The organism is Thermosynechococcus sp. M3746_W2019_013 (genome assembly GCF_015296045.1).
In the GTDB taxonomy this organism is placed as follows: domain Bacteria; phylum Cyanobacteriota; class Cyanobacteriia; order Thermosynechococcales; family Thermosynechococcaceae; genus Thermosynechococcus.
In genome coordinates, this window is record NZ_DVDW01000046.1 from 1 (window position 1) to 23,358 (window position 23,358).

General features: G+C 53.1%; 19 protein-coding genes, 1 other RNA gene and 1 pseudogene. 13 read left to right on the forward strand and 8 right to left on the reverse strand.

Annotation, left to right across the window (positions count from 1 at the left end; all coding sequences use genetic code 11):
- Positions 1–503: DNA methyltransferase (locus IGQ16_RS08320; RefSeq protein ID WP_297061018.1), on the reverse strand; the 503-nt coding region annotated here is incomplete at its 3' end.
- Between the two features lie 246 nt (positions 504–749).
- Between IGQ16_RS08320 and IGQ16_RS08325 the strand changes: the two genes are divergently transcribed.
- Positions 750–3,188, forward strand: a complete 2,439-nt coding sequence (locus IGQ16_RS08325) for a phosphoketolase (protein WP_297061020.1) — start codon at positions 750–752, stop codon at positions 3,186–3,188.
- Here IGQ16_RS08325 and hisF read toward each other — a convergent pair.
- Positions 3,163–4,005, reverse strand: coding sequence for an imidazole glycerol phosphate synthase subunit HisF (gene hisF / locus IGQ16_RS08330; protein ID WP_297040937.1), 843 nt, complete (start codon positions 4,003–4,005; stop codon positions 3,163–3,165). The two genes, IGQ16_RS08325 and hisF, sit on opposite strands and share 26 nt — an antisense overlap.
- A 15-nt stretch (positions 4,006–4,020) precedes the next feature.
- A complete protein-coding gene (locus IGQ16_RS08335; protein ID WP_024124488.1) occupies positions 4,021–4,680 on the reverse strand; it encodes a hypothetical protein in 660 nt (219 codons plus the stop codon).
- Positions 4,681–4,798: 118 nt separating this feature from the next.
- Here IGQ16_RS08335 and mrdA point away from each other — a divergent pair, with 118 nt between their 5' ends.
- From mrdA to IGQ16_RS08360, 5 genes are all read left to right on the forward strand, one after another.
- The gene (gene mrdA, locus IGQ16_RS08340; RefSeq protein WP_024124487.1) at positions 4,799–6,577 is read left to right on the forward strand and encodes a penicillin-binding protein 2; all 1,779 of its coding nucleotides are present in this window, start codon (positions 4,799–4,801) and stop codon (positions 6,575–6,577) included.
- 62 nt (positions 6,578–6,639) lie between these two features.
- The gene (locus IGQ16_RS08345; protein ID WP_297061027.1) at positions 6,640–7,596 is read left to right on the forward strand and encodes a peptidoglycan DD-metalloendopeptidase family protein; all 957 of its coding nucleotides are present in this window, start codon (positions 6,640–6,642) and stop codon (positions 7,594–7,596) included.
- 11 nt (positions 7,597–7,607) lie between these two features.
- Positions 7,608–9,710, forward strand: coding sequence for a M3 family metallopeptidase (locus IGQ16_RS08350; protein ID WP_297061029.1), 2,103 nt, complete (start codon positions 7,608–7,610; stop codon positions 9,708–9,710).
- Positions 9,711–10,369: 659 nt separating this feature from the next.
- The gene (locus IGQ16_RS08355; RefSeq protein ID WP_297061031.1) at positions 10,370–11,047 is read left to right on the forward strand and encodes a response regulator transcription factor; all 678 of its coding nucleotides are present in this window, start codon (positions 10,370–10,372) and stop codon (positions 11,045–11,047) included.
- An 11-nt stretch (positions 11,048–11,058) separates the two neighbouring features.
- Positions 11,059–12,306 carry a HAMP domain-containing sensor histidine kinase gene (locus IGQ16_RS08360; RefSeq protein WP_297061033.1) on the forward strand — a complete coding sequence of 416 codons (1,248 nt, stop codon included), beginning with the start codon at positions 11,059–11,061 and terminating at the stop codon, positions 12,304–12,306.
- Between the two features lie 17 nt (positions 12,307–12,323).
- On the opposite strand, the gene IGQ16_RS08365 is transcribed toward IGQ16_RS08360, so the two are convergent.
- On the reverse strand, positions 12,324–13,121 hold the full coding sequence (locus IGQ16_RS08365; protein WP_367116120.1) for a hypothetical protein: 798 nt from the start codon (positions 13,119–13,121) through the stop codon (positions 12,324–12,326).
- 106 nt (positions 13,122–13,227) lie between these two features.
- Positions 13,228–13,671, reverse strand: a complete 444-nt coding sequence (locus IGQ16_RS08370; RefSeq protein ID WP_024124481.1) for a PepSY domain-containing protein — start codon at positions 13,669–13,671, stop codon at positions 13,228–13,230.
- Between the two features lie 499 nt (positions 13,672–14,170).
- On the opposite strand from IGQ16_RS08370, the gene IGQ16_RS08375 reads away from it, so the two are divergent.
- From IGQ16_RS08375 to ssrA, 5 genes and pseudogenes are all read left to right on the forward strand, one after another.
- Positions 14,171–15,214 (forward strand): deoxyhypusine synthase, encoded by a 1,044-nt coding sequence (locus tag IGQ16_RS08375; protein ID WP_024124480.1) that lies wholly within the window; start codon positions 14,171–14,173, stop codon positions 15,212–15,214.
- A gap of 178 nt (positions 15,215–15,392) precedes the next feature.
- Positions 15,393–15,774: pseudogene (locus IGQ16_RS11755) on the forward strand (SufE family protein).
- Between the two features lie 265 nt (positions 15,775–16,039).
- Complete coding sequence (locus tag IGQ16_RS08390) at positions 16,040–16,849, forward strand: TPM domain-containing protein (protein WP_024124479.1); 810 nt, start codon at positions 16,040–16,042, stop codon at positions 16,847–16,849.
- Positions 16,850–16,934: 85 nt separating this feature from the next.
- Entirely contained in the window at positions 16,935–18,641 is a 1,707-nt protein-coding gene (locus IGQ16_RS08395) for a DUF87 domain-containing protein (protein ID WP_297061043.1), read from the forward strand.
- Between the two features lie 61 nt (positions 18,642–18,702).
- Positions 18,703–19,088, forward strand: a transfer-messenger RNA (tmRNA) gene (gene ssrA / locus IGQ16_RS08400).
- Here the strand turns inward: ssrA and IGQ16_RS08405 are convergent.
- Positions 19,086–20,891 (reverse strand): N-acetylmuramoyl-L-alanine amidase, encoded by a 1,806-nt coding sequence (locus IGQ16_RS08405; RefSeq protein ID WP_297061046.1) that lies wholly within the window; start codon positions 20,889–20,891, stop codon positions 19,086–19,088. The genes ssrA and IGQ16_RS08405 overlap by 3 nt on opposite strands.
- A gap of 273 nt (positions 20,892–21,164) precedes the next feature.
- Here IGQ16_RS08405 and IGQ16_RS08410 point away from each other — a divergent pair, with 273 nt between their 5' ends.
- A complete protein-coding gene (locus IGQ16_RS08410; RefSeq protein WP_024124476.1) occupies positions 21,165–21,656 on the forward strand; it encodes a metal-binding protein in 492 nt (163 codons plus the stop codon).
- On the opposite strand, the gene IGQ16_RS08415 is transcribed toward IGQ16_RS08410, so the two are convergent.
- Complete coding sequence (locus tag IGQ16_RS08415; protein ID WP_041429045.1) at positions 21,653–21,898, reverse strand: DUF6439 family protein; 246 nt, start codon at positions 21,896–21,898, stop codon at positions 21,653–21,655. The two genes, IGQ16_RS08410 and IGQ16_RS08415, sit on opposite strands and share 4 nt — an antisense overlap.
- Positions 21,899–22,061: 163 nt before the next feature.
- On the opposite strand from IGQ16_RS08415, the gene IGQ16_RS08420 reads away from it, so the two are divergent.
- Positions 22,062–22,646, forward strand: a complete 585-nt coding sequence (locus tag IGQ16_RS08420) for a GerMN domain-containing protein (RefSeq protein WP_297041414.1) — start codon at positions 22,062–22,064, stop codon at positions 22,644–22,646.
- Here IGQ16_RS08420 and IGQ16_RS08425 read toward each other — a convergent pair.
- The gene (locus IGQ16_RS08425) at positions 22,616–22,933 is read right to left on the reverse strand and encodes a hypothetical protein (RefSeq protein ID WP_041429044.1); all 318 of its coding nucleotides are present in this window, start codon (positions 22,931–22,933) and stop codon (positions 22,616–22,618) included. The two genes, IGQ16_RS08420 and IGQ16_RS08425, sit on opposite strands and share 31 nt — an antisense overlap.
- Positions 22,934–23,358 lie beyond the last annotated feature (425 nt).

Consider the following 23,358-nt stretch of genomic DNA (forward strand, 5'->3'; position numbering starts at 1 on the left):
CGCTTGAGCAGACTGCCGTTGACCAGCGACCATTCGGGAAAAACGATTGGCTGCGGATTTTCACCCACAGTTCTTAGGGAAAGGGCATCTCCATGCACGATATTTCGCTTGAGAATATAGCGCACCGTTTCGCGGCACTGCTCCTTGGTTTTTTCCTTGAAAAGCCGCGTGTAGGCTTCATCGAAAACCGCAAATAGCCTTTGTCGGCACTCCTGGGCGTTGTCTTCCAGAATCTCGATCCCGTAGAGGGACGAAACGGCCAGGACGGCGTAGCGCTCGTATTCCAATTGGCTCTTGCCGTAGCGCTTCTCAACGACTTTTAACTTGCGTTCTAGAATTTCCGTGAGAAAGTTGCCTGTCCCGCAGGCCGGTTCCAGAAAACGCGAGTCAATCCGCTCAGTTTCCTGCTTCACCAAATCGAGCATGGCATTGACAATGGGCCGCGGCGTCAGAACTTCACCGTAATCGGCTATACGTTGCTTTGATTTTATTTGGGGATTCATGACGTTTGAATATCCTTTTCACGAGGGCTAGCTGACTGCTCAGCGTTGCCATCAAGAACCAGCAGTGGCCGAATGGATAATTAAGTGGATAATTAAAAAATTTAGCCCATTTGCTGGTTGCTTCCTTTTGAGGTCCTAGGATGGGACTGTTGGGGACCTACGGCCTTTCTTCATGCCGCTCAACTTTGATCCATAGCGTCGAGGTTGATTTTCTAAGGACCCATACTGACTTGACGAGGACTTTATATGGTCAGCTCTCCTCCCTGTCCCACCCCACTCACCGAGGATATCCATGCTTTTGGTCTTGCTCGCGCCACAATTCAAGGACAGCCACTGAGTGCTGCTGAAGTTGAGGCCATGGATGCCTTCTTCCGCGCCTGTAACTATTTAGCAGCGGGCATGATCTATTTGCTGGATAACCCCCTGCTTAGGGAACCTCTCAAGCCTGAACACATTAAAAAACGTCTTCTCGGTCACTGGGGCTCCAGTCCTGGCTTGGCCTTTTGCTATTTGCATCTCAACCGCATTATCAAAAAGTATCAACAGGAGGTTATTTTTTTAGCAGGACCGGGTCATGGTGCCCCAGGCGTGTTGGCGCCAGTTTACCTTGAGGGTAGCTACAGCGAGATTTACCCCAACATCAGTGAGGATGCCGCCGGTCTCAAAAAATTCTTTAAGCAGTTTTCCTTCCCCGGCGGCATTGGTAGTCACTGCACCCCCGAAACCCCCGGCTCAATTCACGAAGGGGGAGAGCTGGGGTATGTGCTCTCCCATGCCTGTGGGGCGGCCTTCGATAATCCAGACTTGATTGTGGCAGCGGTTGTCGGCGATGGTGAAGCAGAAACAGGCCCCTTGGCGACCTCGTGGCACATCAATAAGTTTCTGAACCCGGCACGGGATGGGGCAGTACTGCCTATTTTGAACTTGAATGGCTACAAGATTAACAATCCCACTATTCTAGCGCGCATTTCCCATCAAGATTTGGCAAGCTACTTCCGCGGCTTGGGCTATGAGCCCTGTTTTGTGGAGGGCTCCGATCGCCCCTCTATGCACCAAGCAATGGCAGCAACCTTGGATGACTGTTTAACCAAAATCAAGGAGATTCAGCGGGCCGCCCGTGAGGAGGGTGTGACCACCCTTCCCCGTTGGCCGATGATTATCCTGCGCACTCCCAAGGGTTGGACTGGCCCGGCAGCAGTTAACGGCCATAGGATCGAGGGGTCGTGGCGATCGCACCAAGTTCCGCTGGCGGATGTGCACACCAATCCCGAAAATCTCCAGCTTTTGGAAAACTGGCTGCGCAGCTACCGCCCTGAGGAACTCTTTGATGAAAATGGCACCCTGCGTCCTGACCTCAAGGCTTTGGCGCCCACGGGTCACTACCGCATGGGCATGAATCCCCACGCCAATGGTGGGCTCTTGCGCAAAGATTTGAAAATGCCTGATTTTCGTCAATACGGTCTTACATTTGACAAGCCGGGGCAAATCGAGGCGGAAAATACCCGTCCCTTGGGGGTCTTTCTGCGGGATGTCATGCGCAACAACCCCACGAATTTTCGCATCTTTGGTCCCGATGAAACCACCTCAAATAAGCTCAATGCGGTTTATGAGGCCAGCAAAAAGTTTTGGATTGCCGAGTATTTTGATGAGGATGCCGATGGCGGTGAGCTGTCCCCGGAGGGGCGCGTCATTGAAATGCTGAGCGAGCACACGCTGGAGGGGATGCTGGAGGGCTATCTGCTCACGGGTCGCCATGGCTTTTTCGCCACCTATGAGGCGTTTGTCCATGTGATTGATTCGATGTTCAACCAGCATGCCAAGTGGTTGAGCATTTGCAATGAACTGTCGTGGCGGGCAGATATTTCCTCTTTGAACTTGCTGATTACCTCAACGGTGTGGCGGCAGGATCACAATGGCTTCACTCACCAGGATCCAGGATTTCTGGATATTGTCTGCAACAAGAGTGCCAAGGTGACCCGCATTTACCTGCCTCCCGATGTGAATTCGCTGCTGTCGGTGGCAGATCACTGCCTGCGAAGCAAAAATTATGTAAACGTGATTGTTTCAGACAAGCAGCGCCACTTGCAGTACCTGACGATGGATCAGGCCATTATTCACTGCACGAAAGGTGTGGGCATTTGGGACTGGGCCAGCAACGATCAAGGCTACGAGCCGGATCTGGTCATGGCCAGCGCTGGCGATATTCCCACCCAAGAGGCGTTGGCGGCGATCGCCCTCCTACGGCAGGAGTTTCCGGAGCTCAAGATTCGCTACATTAATGTGGTGGATCTCTTTAAGCTGCAACCGGAAACCGAACACCCCCATGGTCTGAGCGATCGCGACTTTGATAGCCTATTTACCCTCGATCGCCCGATTATCTTTAACTTCCATGGCTACCCGTGGTTAATTCACCGCCTTGCCTACCGCCGCCACAATCACCGTAACTTGCACGTGCGGGGCTACAAGGAAAAGGGCAACATCAACACCCCCTTGGAATTGGCCATCAATAATGAGATTGATCGCTTTAGTCTGGCCATTGATGCCATCGATCGCCTCCCTGAACTTCAGGTGGCGGGTGCCCATGCCAAGGAAAAATTCCGCAACATGCAAATTGCCGCCCGCAGCTATGCCTACGAGTATGGTGTGGACAAGCCAGAGTTTAGCCACTGGACATGGCCGTTCTAGCTGAATGCCCTAGCCCCTCTCTGGCTGGTTGAGGGAGGGGTTCTGCTTGGCGCACGGGCACTTGGTGCTGATGTAGATAGTCCTTGATCTGAGCGATCGTCAGTTGGCCGTAGTGCAGGAGCGAGGCTAAGAGGGCCGCCTCTGCTTTCCCTTCCACAAGGGCAGCGCGAATATGCTCACAGGTGCCTGCCCCCCCAGAGGCAATCACAGGAATCTCCACTCGCTCGGCGATCGCCCGCGTCAATTCAAGGTCATAGCCCGCCTGGGTGCCATCGGCATCCATACTGGTCACCAATAGTTCCCCAGCGCCCCGCTTGGCCATTTCCACGGCCCACTCTACGGCATCTAGACCCGTGGCTTCTCGTCCGCCGCGCACATAGACTTGCCAGCGGGGATTGTCAGGAGCACAATGGGCTTCGCGTCGAGCATCAATGGCAACAACAATACATTGGGCACCAAAGCGATCGCTGGCCCGATTCACAAGATCAGGTTGCCGCACTGCCGCCGAATTCAGGCTGACTTTATCTGCCCCGGCCCGCAATAGATCCTTGATCATCGTCAGGGACTGAATGCCACCCCCCACCGTTAGGGGAATAAACACCTGATCCGCGGTGCGATAGACAACATCAATGAGGATGTTGCGCTCTTCGTGGGTAGCTGTAATATCTAAAAACACCAGTTCATCGGCACCCGCTGCATTGTAGGCCTGAGCCAGTTCTACGGGATCGCCAGCATCCCGCAGGTTAACAAAGTTCACCCCCTTGACCACCCGCCCCGCCTTCACATCCAGACAGGGCAAAATTCGTTTGGCAAGCATCATCCCTCCTTGTGGCTACTGCACAGTAACACGGCGACCACCGCCACTGACAAAGACAATGGGACGCCCCTCCCCCATCGGTTCCCAACCCACATCAAAACCACTGCGCCAAGCAATCCCACGGGCAGCTCGAAAACAATCAAAGCCATCGGGACGCACAAAGAAAACCAAGGAATACCGCGCTGGTGAGAGGCGATCAAGAACACGGCGAAAGTTGGAGCTGGGCTTTTCCAGCGTGTTGAAAAACTCCCCACCAAGGCGATCGCGGGGCTCAAAGCGGGTTTGCAGAATGGGTTTCTCTCCTTGGAGAACCAGACTCAGGCGTACATCGTAGTAGCGGGTACTGTAGCGAAAGGACGCCAGTTCTTGCTGAATTTGATCGGGGGATGCAAAGGGGTTGTCACTAACGTGCCTTAGGTGGCGATCGATGGCCTCACTGGCTTGATCTGCCTCAAGGGGCAGGACGCGATTTTCGCGGCACTCAAAGAAATACACCTCCTTGCGGGTTTCGCGGGCAATGGGGGTGCGCACAAGAGCAGGAGATACTGCTGCCGTCAAGCTAGCAAAGAGGCAAACGAAGATCATCACCCCCACAGTATTCGTGAGGACATCGAGGAATGAGTCCAGATTTTGACTGGGGGCTTGGACTTGGGGACGGGGGCGCGATCGCTTCATGCAGCCGCAATACTTCAACTTCTTCTAGGTTATAGGTTATCGGAATTCTCCAACGCTGGTTTCAGCCCATCTGATAGAGTGGCAATTGAATAGACGCAGTGATCAACTCCTCCTGCCTATGGCAATGCTAAAACCACACCCCACTCGTTCCCTCACCTACCCAGCCTACGATCGCGGGGTTGGCAAACAGGGTCGAGTCTTGGTGTTGCTCTCAATCATGACGGTATTTTTGCTGGGGGGCATTGGCAGTCGCTTGGCTTACCTGCAAATTGTTGAAGGCGATCGCAACCGCCAGATGGCCGATGAAAACCGCATTCGCCTGATTCCCAAACCGCCGGAGCGGGGAAAGATTCTGGATCGCAAAGGGCGGATCTTGGCCGGAAATAAGTTCTCCTACTCCGTCTTTCTCTGGCCCCTTGCTGCTAAAAAGCCGGAGTGGCCGCAGACGGTGAGGATTCTCTCGCGGGTGCTCAATATCCCCGCCAGTGAGATCGAGGCGCGGGTCAAACAAGCGGGGGTGAATTCCCCTTCGTTGATTCGCATTGCCCAAGGGATTAACCAAGGGCAAATTGTTGCTCTCGAAGAACACCGCAATTTGCTGACGGGGGTCGAAATTGACCGTGAAGCCCTGCGCTTTTATCCCCATGGTGAAACGGCGGCCCACATCATTGGCTACATTGGGGAACTGAATGAAGAGGAACTGGCGGCGCGGCGAGATCAGGGCTATCGCCTTGGGGATGTTATAGGCAAAATGGGCGTGGAAGCCACCTATGAAAAAGTACTGCGGGGAACTTGGGGCGGTCAGCAGGTGGAGGTGGATGGCCAAGGCAAAGTCATTCGCATTCTTGGGCAAAAGGTGGCCCGCCCGGGGAATGATATTATGCTTTCGGTGGATTTAGACCTGCAAAAAGCGGCGGAAGCGGCCCTAGGGAGTCGACCGGGGGCGATCGTGGCGATGAATCCCCGCGATGGTTCGATTCTTGCTCTGGCCAGTTACCCTGCCTTTGACCCCAATTGGTTTGCTCGCCGTATGACCCAAGAGCAATGGGATGAGCTCCAGCGGCGGCAATTTCCCTTTGTCAACCGTGCCCTCCAAGGGTTTCCCCCCGCGAGTACGTTCAAAATTGTAACAACGGTGGCGGCTCTAGAGTCTGGGAAGTTCCGCCCTGATACTGTTCTCATGACCTATCCTGCTCTTTATACAGGGGGCTTTGCCTTCCACGATTGGAATCGGGCAGGCTTTGGGCCTTTGGGCTTTGCGGGCGCCTTAGCTTGGAGCAGTAACACCTTTTTTGGTCAAGTTGCACGTGCCATTGGTCCTGAAACGCTGATTGAGTGGGCACGGCGCTTTGGCATGGGCACCAAAACGGGCATTGACTTACCGGGAGAAGCAGCGGGCTTTGTCCCAGATCCCCAGTGGAAGCGGAAAACCTTTGGCGAAGGCTGGTACGACGGCGACACCTTAATCACGGCCATTGGCCAAGGGGCGTTGCAGGTGAGTCCGGTTCAAGCGGCGGTGATGTTTGCCGTGCCTGCGAATGGGGGCTACAAAGTGCGTCCGCACCTGATTGCTTCTGAAAATCCTGATCGCTGGCGACAGTCATTGAATTTGAAGCCTTCTACCGTACAAGTGCTCCGCCAAGGCTTACGACAGGTGGTGACCAATGGTACAGGAGCGGCTCTGAATATTGCCGAGGTGGCGATCGCCGGCAAAAGTGGTACAGGGGAAGATCCACCTCGGCCTAACCACACCTGGTTTGGCGCCTATGCCCCTGCCGAGAACCCGGAAATTGTTGTTGTGGCCTTTGCCGAAAACTCAGGGGGTGGCGGTGGGTCTGTCTGTGGCCCCATGGTCCTCAAGGTGATTCAGGCCTATATGCGGATTCGCGATCGCTAGAAGATTGTCATTCCCCAAGGTTGCGCCTAGAATTTGAAAGAATGGATGTGATGGGATGAATCATGATCGAGCAGCGCGTCATTGCCCTTGGGCTGACACTGGGTCTATTGACAGCGACCTGGGGAACTCGCCAGAGTGTTGCCGAAACTGTGCCAGTCGAACCAGAAGCGGCTGCACCGATCCTTGTGAATCCTGTTCAACCAGTGGATAGTGAGCCTCTTGTGTTCTCCACAGAACCCGTGGATCCACCCCCCGGTAGTGAACCCCTCGAAAACCTTCAGCCCACCCGCGCCATTCCCATCGTGATCCAAGAACGCTCCACAGGCTGTCAAGCCATCGTTAGCGAGAGCATTCCCCACAACATTTGCCAAGCCCCAGGTCCTCAACCCCCCACCACCCCTGCCACCCGCCAACCCTCTGCTCCAGTCTTCCATCGCCCTGTGGTTGCTGCCAACCCAAGAAATGTTTTGCCATCTGCCCAAGCGGCTGCGCCCGCCTATGTACGTCAGCCTTTTCCAGGAGCGAATCCCTTGCGTTGGCTGACCGTCAACCGCGGCCAACTGCTCTTTCCCTTGCCGTTTCCGGTGCCCATTACCTCAACCTTCGGCTGGCGCATCCATCCCATTTTTGGCGATCGCCGCTTCCATTCAGGAACAGATTTGGGCGCTCCCCAAGGAACACCCGTGCTGGCGGTTTTTGATGGCCGCGTGGTTGAGTCCAACTGGCTAGGGGGCTATGGCCTCACCGTCATTTTGCAACACCCGCCAGAACCGCACCAAACCCTTTATGCCCATCTCTCCCAGACTTTTGTCAATCCTGGCCAATGGGTGAAGCAGGGGGATGTGATTGGCCTGGTGGGAAGTACAGGCAACGCCACAGGGCCGCACCTTCACTTTGAAATTCAGGAAATGACCGCCCAAGGGTTGGTTCCCGTGGCTCCCGAAGCGCGGTTAGAATTGGCCTTAGCCCAATTAAAGCGGGCGATCGCCCAAGCGCGTCAGCAGTCGAATCGCACCTAGGTAGGACACCAATGGTTATTGCGACCTCCCCTCACACCGAGAATCCCCTATTGCGGGGCGATGGTTTTCCCCCCTTTGATCAGATTCAGGTGAGCCATGTTGAGCCCGCCCTGCGCCAACTGTTGCAGGAACTCACCCAAGAACTAGAAGCCCTTGAGCAATCCTTTACCCCCACGTGGGAAGGGTTAGTGGAACCCCTAGAACGCCTCAGCGATCGGTTGGATTGGACCTGGGGTATTGTTAGCCATCTTACAGGGGTCAAAAACAGTCCTGAGCTGCGTCAAGCCTACGAAGCAGTTCAACCCCAAGTGGTGGAATTCTACACCCGTCTGGGACAATCGCGCCCCCTCTATGAAGGCTTTAAGGCACTGGCTGCCAGTCCAGAATTTCAGAGCTATCCCCCCGCCCGCAAACGCATCGTTGAAGCAGCCATTCGCAATGCCGAACACAGTGGGGTTGGCCTCACCGGTGCCGCCAAGGAGCGCTTCAATGCCATTCAACTGGAACTGGCGGAGCTATCTACCCAATTCTCCAACAACCTTTTAGATGCCACCAAAGCCTTTCGCCTCAAGCTCACCCAACCCGATGAAGTGGCTGGACTTCCCCCCAGTTTACTGGCGCTGGCTGCCCAAACCGCTCGCCAAGATGGCATTGACACCGCAACTCCAGAAACAGGGCCATGGCACATTACCCTCGACTTCCCCAGCTTTGGCCCCTTTATGCAGCACAGCCAGCGGCGGGACTTGCGGGAACAGCTCTATCGTGCCTACATCTCCCGTGCCAGCAGTGGTGAGTGGGATAATCGGCCAATTCTTGAGCGCATCCTTGCCCTGCGCGTCGAAGAGGCCCAGCTTTTAGGATTCAACACCTATGCTGAACTCAGCCTTGCCAGCAAAATGGCAGACAGTGTGGCCAGTGTGGAACAACTCCTTGAGGAACTGCGCCAAGTCAGCTACAGTGCTGCTGCGCGGGAACTGGAAGAACTCAAAGCCTTTGCTGCTGCCCAAGGGGCACCCGAAGCCAATGCTCTGCAGCACTGGGATATTCCCTATTGGGCAGAACGTCAGCGGGAAGCCCGCTTTGACTTCAAGGACGAGGAACTACGCCCCTACTTTCCTTTACCTCAAGTGCTTGAGGGTCTATTTGGCTTAGTGAAGCGGCTCTTTGGGGTGACGGTTGTGCCAGCCGATGGCCAAGTCCCCGTTTGGCATCCCGATGTGCGCTTTTTTGCGATTCTAGATGAAAACAATCTAACGATCGCCCACTTTTACCTTGATCCCTATAGCCGTCCTGGCGAGAAACGCGGTGGTGCCTGGATGGATGACTGCCTGGGTCGCGCTAAATATCGCCTGCAGGGAGAATGGCGTACCCGTTTACCCGTTGCCTACTTAATCTGCAATCAAACGCCGCCTGTGGATGGCAAGCCCAGCCTGATGACCTTTAGTGAAGTGGAAACCCTCTTCCACGAATTTGGCCATGGTTTGCACCACATGCTGACACGGGTGGACGAAGCGGGCGCTGCCGGCATTAACAATGTGGAGTGGGATGCCGTCGAACTCCCCAGTCAATTTATGGAAAATTGGTGCTACCATCGCCCGACCCTTTTTGGCATGGCACGCCACTATGAAACCGGGGAACCTCTGCCAGAACACTACTACGAAAAACTGGTTGCCGCCCGTACCTATCGTGCAGGGAGTGCCCTATTGCGGCAGTTGCACTTTAGCTTGTTGGATTTGGAGCTGCACCACCGCTACCGACCAGAAGGGGGAGAAACCCCGCAACAGGTGCGCGATCGCCTAGCACAGACAACAACAATTTTGCCCCCCCTGCCAGAGGATGCTTTTCTCTGTAGCTTTAGCCACATTTTTGCCGGGGGGTATGCTGCGGGTTACTACAGCTATCTTTGGGCAGAAGTTCTCAGTGCCGATGCCTTTGCTGCCTTTGAAGAAGTCGGCCTAGACAATGAGCAGGCCATCGCTGAAATGGGACGACGCTACCGCGAAACCGTGCTTGCCCTTGGCGGCAGCCAACCCCCCCTGGAAATTTTCAAAGCCTTCCGAGGCCGCGCACCGAGCACCGAACCCCTACTCCGGCACCGCGGATTATCACCTTAGTAAGGAATCAACCGACTTGCGAATCTCTCGGATGTCGCCAATCACAAGGGTTTGCACCTCGGTATTCTTGAGGTTGGAAACAAGTCTTATCGTCAGCTTATGCTGCCTATCCTTGATTTGATTATTCAGCTTTGCCGATACAATGCCGATACAATTAAGCCTTTGCCTGGCTTCGTTTCAGGGTTTTCAACAAGGATTCACGTTGGTCACTTTGTTTATGTAAGATGAAGAGCTTATGTAAAAGGTGCGACTCATCCCGTATCTGAAGCTAGGGGCTTGCAGCGGCCTGTTTTTACTCAATCCGGTGGTTCTGTAACTGCTCCTGTGAGTGTCTGAGTCAGGAGCGTGATCTGTGCTAACTTCTGCTTGGCAAAGCTCAAAAAAGCTCAAAACATGATGCAATGGTTCCGGCAGGTTGGTTCCTCGCGTCACATCGTAGGGGACAAATTGCCAAGAAGCCGACGGCTGGAGGCACAGGTTAGTCATTGTCTTTTGAATGTCTTTTGAATGCCTCCAGTGTTGACAACACCGAGTCCGGGTGAATTTTCCAGAGGTTGCAGGCATCCTATGGGGTGCGCAAAGTGGATAAATCTTGAGTAGTCTTACCATGCTGCTTAGGATTAAGATATGGGGGCATGACTTGCAAAGGGGATGGAGGCATGAGAATTCTAATCGTAGAAGATGATGATCGCATTGCCAGATCCTTAGCTCGGGATTTACGCCACCAGCACCATATTGTTGATGTTGCTCGAGATGGGCTAGAAGGCTGGAGCTATGCTGAGGCGGGCAATTTTGATTTGATTTTGCTAGATCTGATGTTGCCAAAATTGGATGGCGTGACTTTATGCAAGCGCCTACGCCAAGCCCACTCTCCTGCATTGATTTTGATGCTCACAGCCAAGGACACAACGGAAGATAAGGTGATTGGCCTCGATGCCGGAGCCGATGATTACTTAGTGAAGCCTTTTACCTTAGAAGAACTCTCTGCCCGCATTCGCGCCTTAGCCCGTCGCTACCGTGAGCTGGCTCCCCCCTGTCTTGTGTATGGGGACTTGGTGTTGAATCCTGCGGCTCAACGGGTAACGGTACAGGGACAGCCCTTACATCTTACTCCTAGGGAATATGTTCTTTTAGAGTATTTTTTGAACCATCCCCACCATGTGGTGAGTCGTTCTGTCTTGAGAGATAAGCTTTGGGAATTTGACGAAGAGTCAGGGGAGAATACCATCAAAACTCACATTACCAACTTGCGCCACAAGCTCAAAGCTGCTGGTTGTAAGGCGATCGCCATCAAGAATGTCTATGGCATGGGGTACTGTTTAGAATTCCTAGATTAGGCGCAATAGCCATGTTTCGTTCCCTCCGCTGGCGCTTGCTGTTATCTAATTTACTGACCTTGGCGGTGGTGTTAGGCAGTTTTGCTGCAGCGGTGCGCGTTGCCTTTTGGCAGAGCCTACGCCAACAACTGACCGATCGGCTAACTGCACTTGGCCAAGGGGTCATGGCCAATGTTGAAATCGAAGATCGTCATTTTAAAGTAACAGATGATCTAGACTTGGCGCAGTTGCAGCGGCAACAACAAGCATTGCAGTGGTTTGATTTACGGGGTCGTTTAATTGCGCAGCAGGGAATCAACGTGCTAGCCTTGCCCCTCGATCCCAAGGCGACCGCGCAGACGCAAGTAGGAGATCCAGGCATTCAGGCAGTCACCCTGCCGATCCTCAATCCTGACACCGGTCAACAGGTGGGATATGTGCGCATCAGCCAATCGTTAACGGCCTTCGAGGATACCATGAGGCGCTTGGATTGGGGCTTAGGGGTGGGGGTAATGGTGAGTTTGGCCGTGAGTGGTTGGGGGATTTTGTGGCTGACCCGCCAAGCTATGGGACCCATTGAGGCCAGCTTTGAGCAACTGAAGCAGTTTACAGCCGATGCTTCCCATGAGTTGCGCAGTCCCCTAATGGCGATCGCCAGCAATGTGGAGGTTTCTCTTAAGTACGCTGAGGGGATGCGCCCAGAAGACCGTGAGGCGTTGATGGCTATTGGTAGCGCAACCCAACAAATGACTCGCTTGGTAGAAGATTTGCTGCTGTTGGCCCGTGGCGATCGCAATGCACCTCTCCCTACCAGTTCTGTGAATCTCTCCGATTTAGTGAGAGAACAAGTCGCTTTTTACCAGCCGCAAGCCGCAAGCCGTGGTCTGGTCTTAACCGCAACTATTGCCCCCAATTTGCAGGTGCGCGGTGACCGAGAACAGTTAGGGCGCGCTTTTGCGAACCTCCTGCAAAACGCAATTCAATACACACCTGCTATGGGACATGTCTACGTCGAAGTAAGGAGCGATCGCCACACCGTTTACATCCTAGTCAAGGACACTGGTATTGGCATTGCGGCTGAGGATCTGCCGCAGATCTTCAACCGCTTTTGGCGGGCAGATACAGCCCGGCACTACGATGAAGGCGGCTCTGGATTAGGTCTGTCCATCACTCAGGCCATTGTACAGCGTCATGGCGGCACAATTACTGTCAGTAGTCAACTGCAACGGGGCAGTTGCTTTACTGTGAAGCTTCCAAGACAGCAGAAAGTTCTGGACTGATTCCACCTACATAGCTATCACTCTTGATCCTCATGTTCCTCTAATGCCTGAGGCTGGCTGAAGTCCCTTTGCGAATGTTTGCGCCGCCGGTACCGTGTAGAAACAATTAAAAGAATGCCTAGCAACCCCAGGGTAACCAAAGAAGCAATGCTGCGGGATAAACTCAGCCCCCCCTGAGTAAGGGGCTTCGTCAGGAAATCACCAAAGGTGGCCCCAAATGGTCGGGTCAAGATAAAAGCTAACCAGAATAAAACAATATCATTAACCTGAGTGAAGTAATGTAATGCCATGATTACACCAATAATCGCCGCGGTTAGCATGGCACCTGACAGGTAACTCAGTCCTAGATTAGTGGTGAGATAATCTCCAAAAGCTGTACCCAAGCTATTGGAAAAAATAATGCATAGCCAGTACATTAACTCAATGTCTTGCCTGACAATGGGATAATAATTCAAATTGCGTTCCCGAAAGTACCAAATGCCAAAAGTCACTAGTAAACCCGTCACTAGGATGAAAGACCCCTTGGCATAGCCAAGACCAAAGGAGCGATCCATTAAATCAGAAACTTCAGTGCCAGCCGTTGTTGTTCCCACGATCGCTGCCCAATAAACTGCAGGATGATATTGCCTGAGTATGGATATTTGCAACCATAAAATGATTGCCAAAATTGAAAAGGTAATGGCAAAGCTTGTGTAATAGCCCAATCCAAGGGACATAGAGAGATAATCGCCAGCAGTTTCCCCCAGAGTCGTGGCCAAAATTTTCATGATCCAAAAATAGAGATTGACCTCGGCAACTTTATTGTGTTGTCTCATCACGGTTTCTCCGAGAATGATCTGAGTTTAACAATAAAGCAAAGAAAAGAGAGGAAAGCATCAGAAGCAAAAACTCTTTTCCTCTCTTCTCTCTTACTTGAGTAGCCTAGTTATTCTGCGGCACCCGAATACTGCCTGTGGGGGCAGTGTCGTGTGCAGCTTCCTGACCCAATGGCTCCGTCTCTAATACGCGGCCATTGCCGGCATCAACCATGACTTCCCGCTGGCCAATGATCACCTTGTAAACGACGCTCCCATCTTCGTTGTCTAGGGAGATACGACTCACATTGCCAGGAGTCACCTGGCGGGCGATCGCCTCTGCCTGTTGCGGGGTAATTTTGGCTAGGCTTTTCAGTTGAGCGTCTTCTTGTTGTTCTTTACGGGCCTCCTCCATTTCCTGATCTTCACCGCGCCCCAGTTGTGCAGTCATTGCTTGCGGCAAGGTTGCCATCTGGGGGTGGTTTTGGCGGGCAAGGACTTTAGTTGCCGCCATACCAGTTCCTGAAAGACCCAGCAAACCGAGGGTAAGTAAAGCGAGTAGCTGTTTCATGGGAATGATTCTCCAGTAGATCAACTTCAGCCTTCCTTAGAGAAGGTAAGCCTACTCTAGAAATCAAGTGTCAAGAAAGTGTCAAGATGCCAGACCAACTAGAGGGGCGATCGCTGATTGACCGCTCGTTAATCCTAATTCATGTTGCCTGAGATACAAATTTTCAAGTCACTGCAATAGAGCCACCTTGCCTAGAAATTATATTGTCCCCTGAGGGGGGATGTTCTAGGGGTCTCAATCTAGTTAAGGTAAGAAAGATGTTTTATCAATGGGGTGTACAAAAACAGAATTGGTAAATCTACTTACGATCTTGCTTAAAAGTTGGGATCTCCAGATTTCCTTAGACAAGCGGCGACAATCTGATCCAGCTATCTCCTGGTACGACCACTGCGAAGCGCCCAGTATGAGCGGTCTGGCTTGTTAGTTAGTCCCTGTAATCAGTTTACTGAGCAATTCGTCGGTAACGTCGTATTTTTTTTAGTAGGTTCAGGAGAAAGGCATGAATCGCGAGCTGTTGCTACAAAAAACTGTTCAACCCATTGACATTAAAACGTTGGATGTGGTGCCCTTAGTGGAGGCCATGAGTCACATGGCCTTCCAAGCACGCAACTTGGCACGGGCTGCCAAAATCTATGACGAAATGCTACGTGATCCGGATTGCGCGATTATCCTCTGTCTGGCAGGTTCTTTGTTTAGTGCAGGTCTAAAGTTAGTGGTCTATGATTTGATCTGCCATAACATGGTGGATGTGATTGTTTCCACTGGGGCCAATATTGTTGATCAAGATTTCTTTGAAGCATTGGGATTTTATCATTATGTGGGTGATCCGCTGGCGGATGATGAGCTGCTGCGCCAACACGGCATTGATCGCATCTATGACACTTACATTGATGAACATCAACTGCGGGTTTGCGATATGACCATTGCCGAGATTGCCGAATCGCTGGAAAAGCGCCCTTATTCTTCACGGGAATTTATCCAAGAAATGGGACGCTACCTGGAACAAGGCGGCACTGATACGCCCTCAGTGGTATTGGCGGCTTACCGGCATCATGTGCCCATTTTTGTTCCAGCCTTCAGCGATTGTTCCGCAGGTTTTGGCTTAGTTCATCACCAGTGGAATTCTCCGGATGCTCATCTGACGATTGATTCAGTGCGCGATTTTCGCGAGTTAACCCAATGTAAACTGGCGAGTCCATCCACGGGTTTGGTCATGATTGGCGGGGGAGTTCCCAAAAACTTTGCCCAAGATACGGTGGTTGCGGCGGAACTGCTGGGGTTCGATGTGACGATGCACAAGTACGCGATTCAGGTGACAGTTGCCGATGAACGCGATGGGGCGCTGTCTGGTTCAACCTTGCGGGAGGCCCATTCCTGGGGCAAGGTGAACAAGAATGTTGAGCAGATGGTTTTTTCGGAAGCAACGATTGCCTTCCCTCTGATTGCGGGGTATGCCTATGGCAAAGGTGGTTGGCGCGATCGCCCAGCCCGGCAGTTTGCCCAATTATTTAGCCAGCCGTCCGCCAATCTATTAGCTCTGTAGCAGTCCCCCGCGCTAATGCTATGGATATAGCAGAGGACCTCCAGCAGTTCCTCTGCTTTTTGTATAGTAAGAATAATTATTATTTTCACTACACGACTTACGCCGCGATCGCGACATGCTGACCGCCTCCCAACCCTTGCCTGACTCCCTTGAGCGGATTGTCCAGCGCTGCCAGTAGATGGCGGAACCGAAGCGGCGCTATGAATATTTGCTTTCGTTTGCCAAGCGCCTACCAGTGTTTCCCAATGAGCAAGCAGAAAATAAGGTCCCCGGCTGTGTGTCTCAGGTGTATCTGACTGCCAGTTTGCAGCAGGGAAAGGTGTTTTTTTGAGGGCGACTCCGACTCGCAACTAACCACGGGATTACTGGCGCTGTTGGTCGAAGGATTAAACGGGTTGGCTCCCGCAGAAATCATCCAGTTAAAGCCTGATTTCATTCGACAAACTGGGCTGGATATGAGCTTGGCTCCTTCTGGTGCCAATGGTTTTGACAATACTTTTCAAACCATGAAACAGAAAGCACTGGTCGATCATCTGGCTGAGACTTGCTCAGCAACTTGAGGATTTATTATCTCCAACCCAGTCATGTAGGTCTATCCAGAATTTAGTGGGCCTTTCTCAGCGTCCTATTCCTGTGCCACTGAAAAGTGCAGGGGAAACTTAGGCGGGCAGGGCAGCAATGACAATCTAAGACAATCTAAAGATGGGGGGAGTTTGAACAAATACTGCATTATTTCCTGAAACGGGGGCAAGGCTGATTGCCATGTTCCACAGTCTGCCCTTAAGATAATTAAAAAAGATATCGCGTTTGTAAATTTTTATTACGATGCCTCAACAACTTCGGCGCTGGTTTTGCCAAATTGGCTTGGTCGTGGTGCTTATTAGCTTCTGCTGGTTGGGGGCGATCGCTCCTGCCCATAGCTTCAACAATCCAGAGTTGTTGCCCGCTGAGCCTACCAATGTCGTTGACTTAGCACAGATTCTGACACCCGTTCAAAAAGAACACCTTGACAGCGAACTGGCAGAATTTGAAGCACAGACGGGCTGGAAATTGCGCGTCCTCACCCAGTACGATCGCACCCCCGGCTTGGCAGTGCGAGATTTTTGGGACTTAGACGATCGCAGTATTCTGCTAGTGGCCGACACGCGGGGCGGCAATCTCTTGAACTTCAATGTTGGTGACACTGCCTACCGCGTCCTCCAGCGCACCTTTTGGGTCGAATTGCAAACCCGCTTTGGCAACCAATACTTTGTCCGCGACAACGGCGAAGATCAGGCCATTCTACAATCTCTCCATGCCATTGAAACCTGCCTTGCCCAGGGAGGCTGTCGTGCTGTGCCGGGATTGCCCCAAGAGCAATGGCTCCTTACCCTCGCCACCTCGATCTTTGGCGGCATCATTTTGGGATTTGTGGCTCGTCCCCGCCGTGCCGATGCAAAAGTGGCTTGGAAATGGATTCTCCTCTTTTCGCCGCTGTGGGGGATGCTGTTCTTTGCCTTTGGCCTTGGTCCTGTTTTGGTGCGCACCCAAGAATGGCTACCCGTTCTGCGCAATGTTGCCGGTTTTGCCTTAGGTGCTATTGTTGCCTTTTTGATTCCTGCGCCCAGTGGGCCACCGCTAGTACCTGAGGAATAGGCACCTTTCAGTATCTGGATTGGAAAATCGCGTAGGATTGGGGTTAGCTACACTGCAATCTTGGTTGGGGAGCCCATCCTGTGCCATGAACAGTCATCATTCCTCGCGTCATCATCATATTGTCGGCATTGTCAAAGGCCCTGGCGACAGCGGTAACGAATACGTCTTTATTACTGCTGATATCCAGCCGGTGCGAATCGGTGAATTTGTCTATTACGAGCTGAGCCACTCCCCCAGTGCAACCTCAAACTCCCATGATGGTGCTGTTCGCCAAGTCTTGGGTAAAATTACTGGCTGCCGTCTGATTGAGCATCTGCCGGATCGGATGTTTGCCGATCACGAACTGAATCCTGGTGCTGTGGCTGCTCTCATTGGTTTTACCTGTGAACCGTCGGAACTCTATGAGATGACCGTAGAAGTTATCGGCGAATTTCATAAGGTCTTTGGCTTTAATAATTTGCGGCGGCTGCCCCTGCCCGGTGCCAAGGTCTATTTAGCGGAAGATCAACTGCTACAGGATGTCCTCAACAAGAAAAAGCCAGAGATGCCGGGGGCCGCTCATATCGGGTCGCTCTTGTTGCGCGAGGAGGGTGCGGTTCCCATTGCCCTTGATGTCAAAGAACTGGTGAGTACCCATGTGGCCATCCTTGCAGGGACAGGGTCAGGAAAATCCTATACCGCAGGTGTGTTGGTGGAGGAATTGCTGTCCCCCAAAAATCGGGCAGCGGTGCTGATCCTTGACCCCCATGGGGAATATGACACCTTGACCCAAATGAGGGGAAACTCAAAGTTTCAAGGGGAAGATGGCTATCAACCCCAGGTGAAGATCATTAGACCAGAAAACATTAAAATTCGGGTCTCCTCCCTTGAGTTTTACGATATTCTCACCCTCCTTCCCCAGATGAGCGATCGCCAGCAGGCCATTCTCAAAAAAGCCCACGATGAAGTACGCCGCCAGTATCCCGATCGCCATTGGAGTACCCAAGATTTGATTGCAGCGGTCTATGAGGTGGATTGCGTTGAAGATGAAGAGGGCAAGGTCAAGCACGGTTCCTCTGCCGATGCTTTGGCTTGGAAGCTGGAAAAAATGCAGCGCTCCGACTATTTCCATGCCTGGGAACACTTACCACCAAAGGAGTTATTCACCCCCGGCCAAGTGACTATTCTGCAAATGAATGAGATTCCCCTTGAGGAGCAGCAGGTCATTGCCACAGCAATTTTGCGCCAAACCAACCATGCCCGCATGAATACCCAAAAAGGCCGGGTCTGTGAAGACGATGAGCAATACCTACCTTACCCAGTGTTTATTTTGATTGAGGAGGCCCATCGCTTTGCCCCTGCCCATGAACCTTCGCAATGTAAGCGGGTGCTGCGCATGATTCTCAGTGAAGGCCGTAAATTTGGCCTGGGGGTGGGACTGATTACCCAGCGTCCGGGCAAACTCGATAGCGATGTTCTCTCCCAGTGTATGAGCCAGTTTATTCTGCGGATTGTCAACCCCGTGGATCAAGAGAGCCTCAAGCATGGCGTCGAGGCTGCTGGTCGAGATTTACTCAGAGAACTGCCCGCCCTCAGTAAGGGGCAAGTGATTATTGCGGGGGCCTGTGTGAATACCCCCGTCCTCTGCCGGGTACGGCAACGCTTGACGACTCACGGGGGTGACACGCTGGATGCTCCTGCCCTGTGGCAACAGTATTTTGATAAACACAAACAGTTGGAGCGTACAGTGGCCACAGCAGGCGCAGCACCCCGTCCTAAACCGCAAACCGCTGGCAGGAGGTCACTCGAATAACTAATAACTACCCGTTGTCAACTCTAAAAGAATGCGCTAGCTTAAAAGTAGCTCTTGCCAAGGGGCTGAAACGGCTTCGACGTCCTAGTGAAAGTTGGGCTGTGATGCAGGTCGAGAGTGGACTATCTCTCGTTAATCCAAAGTCCAACCTAAAAGTAACTGCGAACAATATCGTTCCTTTCGCTCGTAAAGCTGCTGCGGTAGCCTAAGACCTCTAAACAGGTTCGAGCACTCGTTGTCCGACTCCGTTAAGGGCAGCGGGTTAACCCCAACGGATGCGCTAGGCAGTTCTCTCTGGTGGACTGTTTAGCAAAGACTCTACCAGAGTATCCTACTGTTCGGGATAAGGAACAGTCCCCGCCTGAGGGTCAAAAAGGCTAAGCCTGTGAAGGAGCAGTCGATGAATAGCTAGGGCGGACACGGGTTCGACTCCCGTCAGCTCCATCATCTCCCATTCAAAAAATTCAGAATACCTTGGGCGATCGCCCGTGCCATTTGGGTTCGCCAGGTTGGATTCTGGAAATTGGCAGCATCCTCTGCGCCCGTCACAAACCCTGTCTCGACAAGGGCAGAGTCCATTGAGGTATTGCGGATAACGTAGAATCGGGCTGAGCGTACCCCGCGATCGCGAATATTCAAGGAACTGAGAATACTGTTGTGAATGGCAACGGCGAGGCGGCTGGAGCGTCCGGGGGCAAAGTAGGTTTCCAATCCACTCACATCGGAGCGAGCGATGCTAATGGCATTGGCGTGAATACTGACAAAGGCATTTGCTCGTGCCCGCTCGGCAATGGCCACCCGAGGCGCCAAGTCTAAATCAATATCTGTAGTGCGGGTCATAATCACCTGAACACCTTGCTGCTGCAAAAATTGCGAAACTTGCAGGCTGATATCAAGTACAATATCCTTTTCGCGAATGCCGCCAATGCCAATGGCGCCGGGATCGCTGCCGCCATGTCCAGGATCAATGACCACCACAAAACGACCCCGAGGTACGGGCTGACTGGGGGGCTGGGTTGTGGTTGTGGGGGGGATATCAATGGGTGTTGGGGCACTGGTGGGCGAGTCATTCACCCCTTGGATTTGCACCACAAAGGATTCCGCAGAGAGGGGACGAGGTCCAAGGATGCGAAAGTTGGGCGCTGGTGTCAGGAGAATAGAAACCGTTTGATCATCCTCTTGGCGAAATTCAATATTGCTCAGGGGGCTACCGGTGACAACCCGAGGTTCGCGCAGGTTACCGTCCAACTGTGCTTGCCGTAGGCGAATGCGATAGCGATTGCCTTCCCAGCCCACGCTATAGAAAACGGTGCGATCGCCCTGAATCAGCAACTCTCGTCCTCCCAAGTCAACGCGCTGGATGGTTGTGACCGGGGTTTGCGCACTGGCCGCCGGAATCACACTAGGTCGTTGGGGGCGTGGCGGAGCCGTCGGCGGGGTAATTGCCGTGCTTGAGGGCACAATCACGAAGCCATCATGACGGGGAGTCACTTGCCAATCGGCATCTTGGGCGTCAATATCGAGGGTGATTTGGACTTGGCGATTGCTCTGGGCACGGATTTCGGCGCGGATGCGATCCCCACCAAAGCGGCGCAGTTCCAAGCGCCGAGGACTAAAGTTGCGAATGAGTTCACTATTGCTAAGGAGGATTTCCATGCGATCGCGCCACGGCCGGCGAATGGTGTAACTTCCTTCCGCCAAGGGGCGATCGGCAAACACTAGAAAACCTATTCCATCGGCACGCCAACTCCGAATTTGCAGGGGCTCTGTGGGCGGTACCGAAGGGGTGGAAGGGGAAGACGGTGGGGGCGGCGTCGGTAGCGAAACGGGTTGTTGCTGGGGTGTGGGCAGTTGCACCAACCAGTTATTGGCTGTGACTCCCCGAAAGCGCACCTGCTGTGGGTCAATTGTAAAACCCGCCGCATATTCAACCACAATCCGCGTGGTTTGGGGGTCAAACTGGGCAACCCGCACTTGGCGAATGGCACCACCGTAGTTTTGACTGATTGGGGGGCTACCGAGAACGACACCAGGCAAGTCAATGACAAGGCGGGTTGGGTTATAGACCAACTCAGCACGGGGCTGAACAGCGCGTTCGGTGCGAATTTCCAGTTGATTAGTGGCAGGGTTGAGGCGCCACAATTGCAGATCCCTGGCTGTAGCTGGCTGAGCCATAACCCATGCGGCGGTGGGTGCCCATAGACAACTCACCACAGCTCGAAATTGCCAAGAATGCCACGGTTGCTCCATTCCCTTTCCTCCACCAGCGATGCGCAATCCCACGGTTCAGTTGGCTCGCCAACCCATGCCCTCAAACGTGCTCAGCATACCTGATCGGGGATAGGTGTGTGAACTGGCATACCCTGCGATTTAGTTTTGCGCGATCGCCCTGCATCAAATTCAAATTTCAGCCTAGTTGCTTCAAGCTCACTTAGACGCACACCGTCCTCAATAAGTTCTGCTATTGCATGATCCAGCGTACCTGTCCGTAGTTTCTCAGGGAAAGTGTGTTCGGAGGAGTGGATGCCCAGTGGTCGCACCCACGATCGCCTGACATGGATCGTTATGCCAATGGTTGGCTTTACAGTCAGTGCCCTGACCCGCGATTGGGTTTGGGGGGCAATTGCCAGTAGCAGCTTTGGCATTGGCGGCTTTCTCCTCAGCCCTGATCTAGATACAGTCTCATTACCCTACTACCGTTGGGGCTGGCTACGGATAATTTGGCTGCCCTATCAAAAGATGTTTTGCCACCGCTCCCTTTGGACCCATGGCCCAGTAGTGGGAACCCTTATTCGTTTGCTGTATCTCAGTTTTTGGCTGGGGTTAGGGCTGGGACTGATTGCTGGCGTAGCCGCCTGTACGGGTCATCTCACGGGACTACAGGAATGGCTGCATCACTGGTGGCGAGTGGATTGGCGCTGCGGAGTCGCGATCGCCCTTGGCCTAGAGCTATCGGCACTACTCCATGTCACAAGCGATTTGGTGGTTTCCCAGTGGCGACGCTGGCACCGCTAGTGGTGGTGTGTACGGCAGGGAGGTGGACTAATCGAGCGATCGAGCCAACCCACTGCCTGTTGGAGATGCGCCAGTGCCTCAGCATCATTTTCCTTGAGAAGATAGACCAGAGCGGCAGCCGCTTGTTCGAGGGCACGGGCACGGCGATTGCCTTTGAGGCGATGCCAATCTTCGGGAGCAATCCTAACCGCGTCAAAAAGAGCAGTAGCCAGTTCTTTTGTACTGAGAGTGGTTTGCACGATGACTTAAACGATATCCAAAGAGACAACTATTAGTTTAACTAGTTTAAGTTTAACTAGTTTAAGGAGTTGTCCCCTGCCCCTAACGCCCCTGGAAATGGAACCTTACCCTTGAATGGTCACGTCTAAAATAAAGGCAGGTGCATCCCGCCAAGGAGAGATCGTGATGGTAGCAAAAGTCACCCGCTCCCGCCCCGCATTGATTGTGCTGGCTGTTATTGGCCTTGCCTCGGCTAGTACAGCGGCATGGCTAACCTTGAATCCTCCTCGGCAGGGAGATCCAGTTCTCAATTCGGCGGAAGTTGCCCAGCAGCAGGAAACTCAAATCTTTTGGGTTAAAAATGAAGGGGACACCTTCATGTTAGTGCCTACAACAGTACGGATTAATACCTCGGCAACACGGCCAGAACTCTCTATCCGATCGCGTCTGGAGCGGCTTTTGGCGGGGCCTGCCAATCAAGATGTCACCACCGGCATTCCGGAAAATACCCGTGTCAATTGGGTAGAAGTCAAAGCCGATGGCATCCATATCGATCTCTCCCCAGAGTTTACCAAGGGCGGGGGGAGTGCTTCGATGCAAGCGCGCTTAGGGCAGGTCTTGTACACAGCAACGGCAAGTGATCCCAAGGCACCGGTTTGGATTTCCATTGGTGGTGAACCGCTCCGTGTCCTAGGGGGTGAGGGGCTAGAGGTGACGCAACCGATGACCCGTCAAGACTTTCAAACGGCCTTTGCCCTCCGCATCCAGTAGTGCCAAGCAAGTCCAAGAAGCATGAGATCACACCCCGCTACCCCCACTTGCACTTCGACCCAAAAGACCAGCCCGAGACAGCCAAGTAAACCCACAACCGCAAGCCAGCGGGGGAATTGTCGCTCCTTCAGTTGCAGTGCGGCAAGGTTGGTAAGGGCGTAGTCAATCAGCATGCTAAAGGGACTAAAGGACCATGTAGTTTTCACATTGCCAATGGGGATCAATAAGCCAATCCCCCCACTCCCAGTGAGAATGGCAGCGACAGGTTGTTTGCCTTGGGGTGGCATCTGAGCTCAAAAGGAGAATCCCCAGATTCACTTGAGCCGATCGGCGGAGCCCCAAAACCACCACGCCGGTCAAGACCGCCAGTAGCCCCAGAGCAGCCATCACTTGCCAGCGCCTGCTGCTGTCTTTTAGGCCCAACCTTGGAGGAGATAAGCCACAGACCCAAGGGCGGCAGTGCCGAGGGAACCGATTTGGCCACTAAAAACATCCACCCTGCTGTAAAGCCGAAAAGGGGAGTGGTACCCATAGTCGTCAGTGCCCCCCACTCACAGGATGGGAGACAGCCAATTGGGCACTCCTGAGGCCGTTACACAATCGCTGCTGCTAGGATGAGGGCTATCAACACCCAAGAGCCACTGAGGTCGGTGGCGATGCCTAAACTGACAAACAGGCCCGTACCAATCATTGAGCCTGGACCGTTAAAATT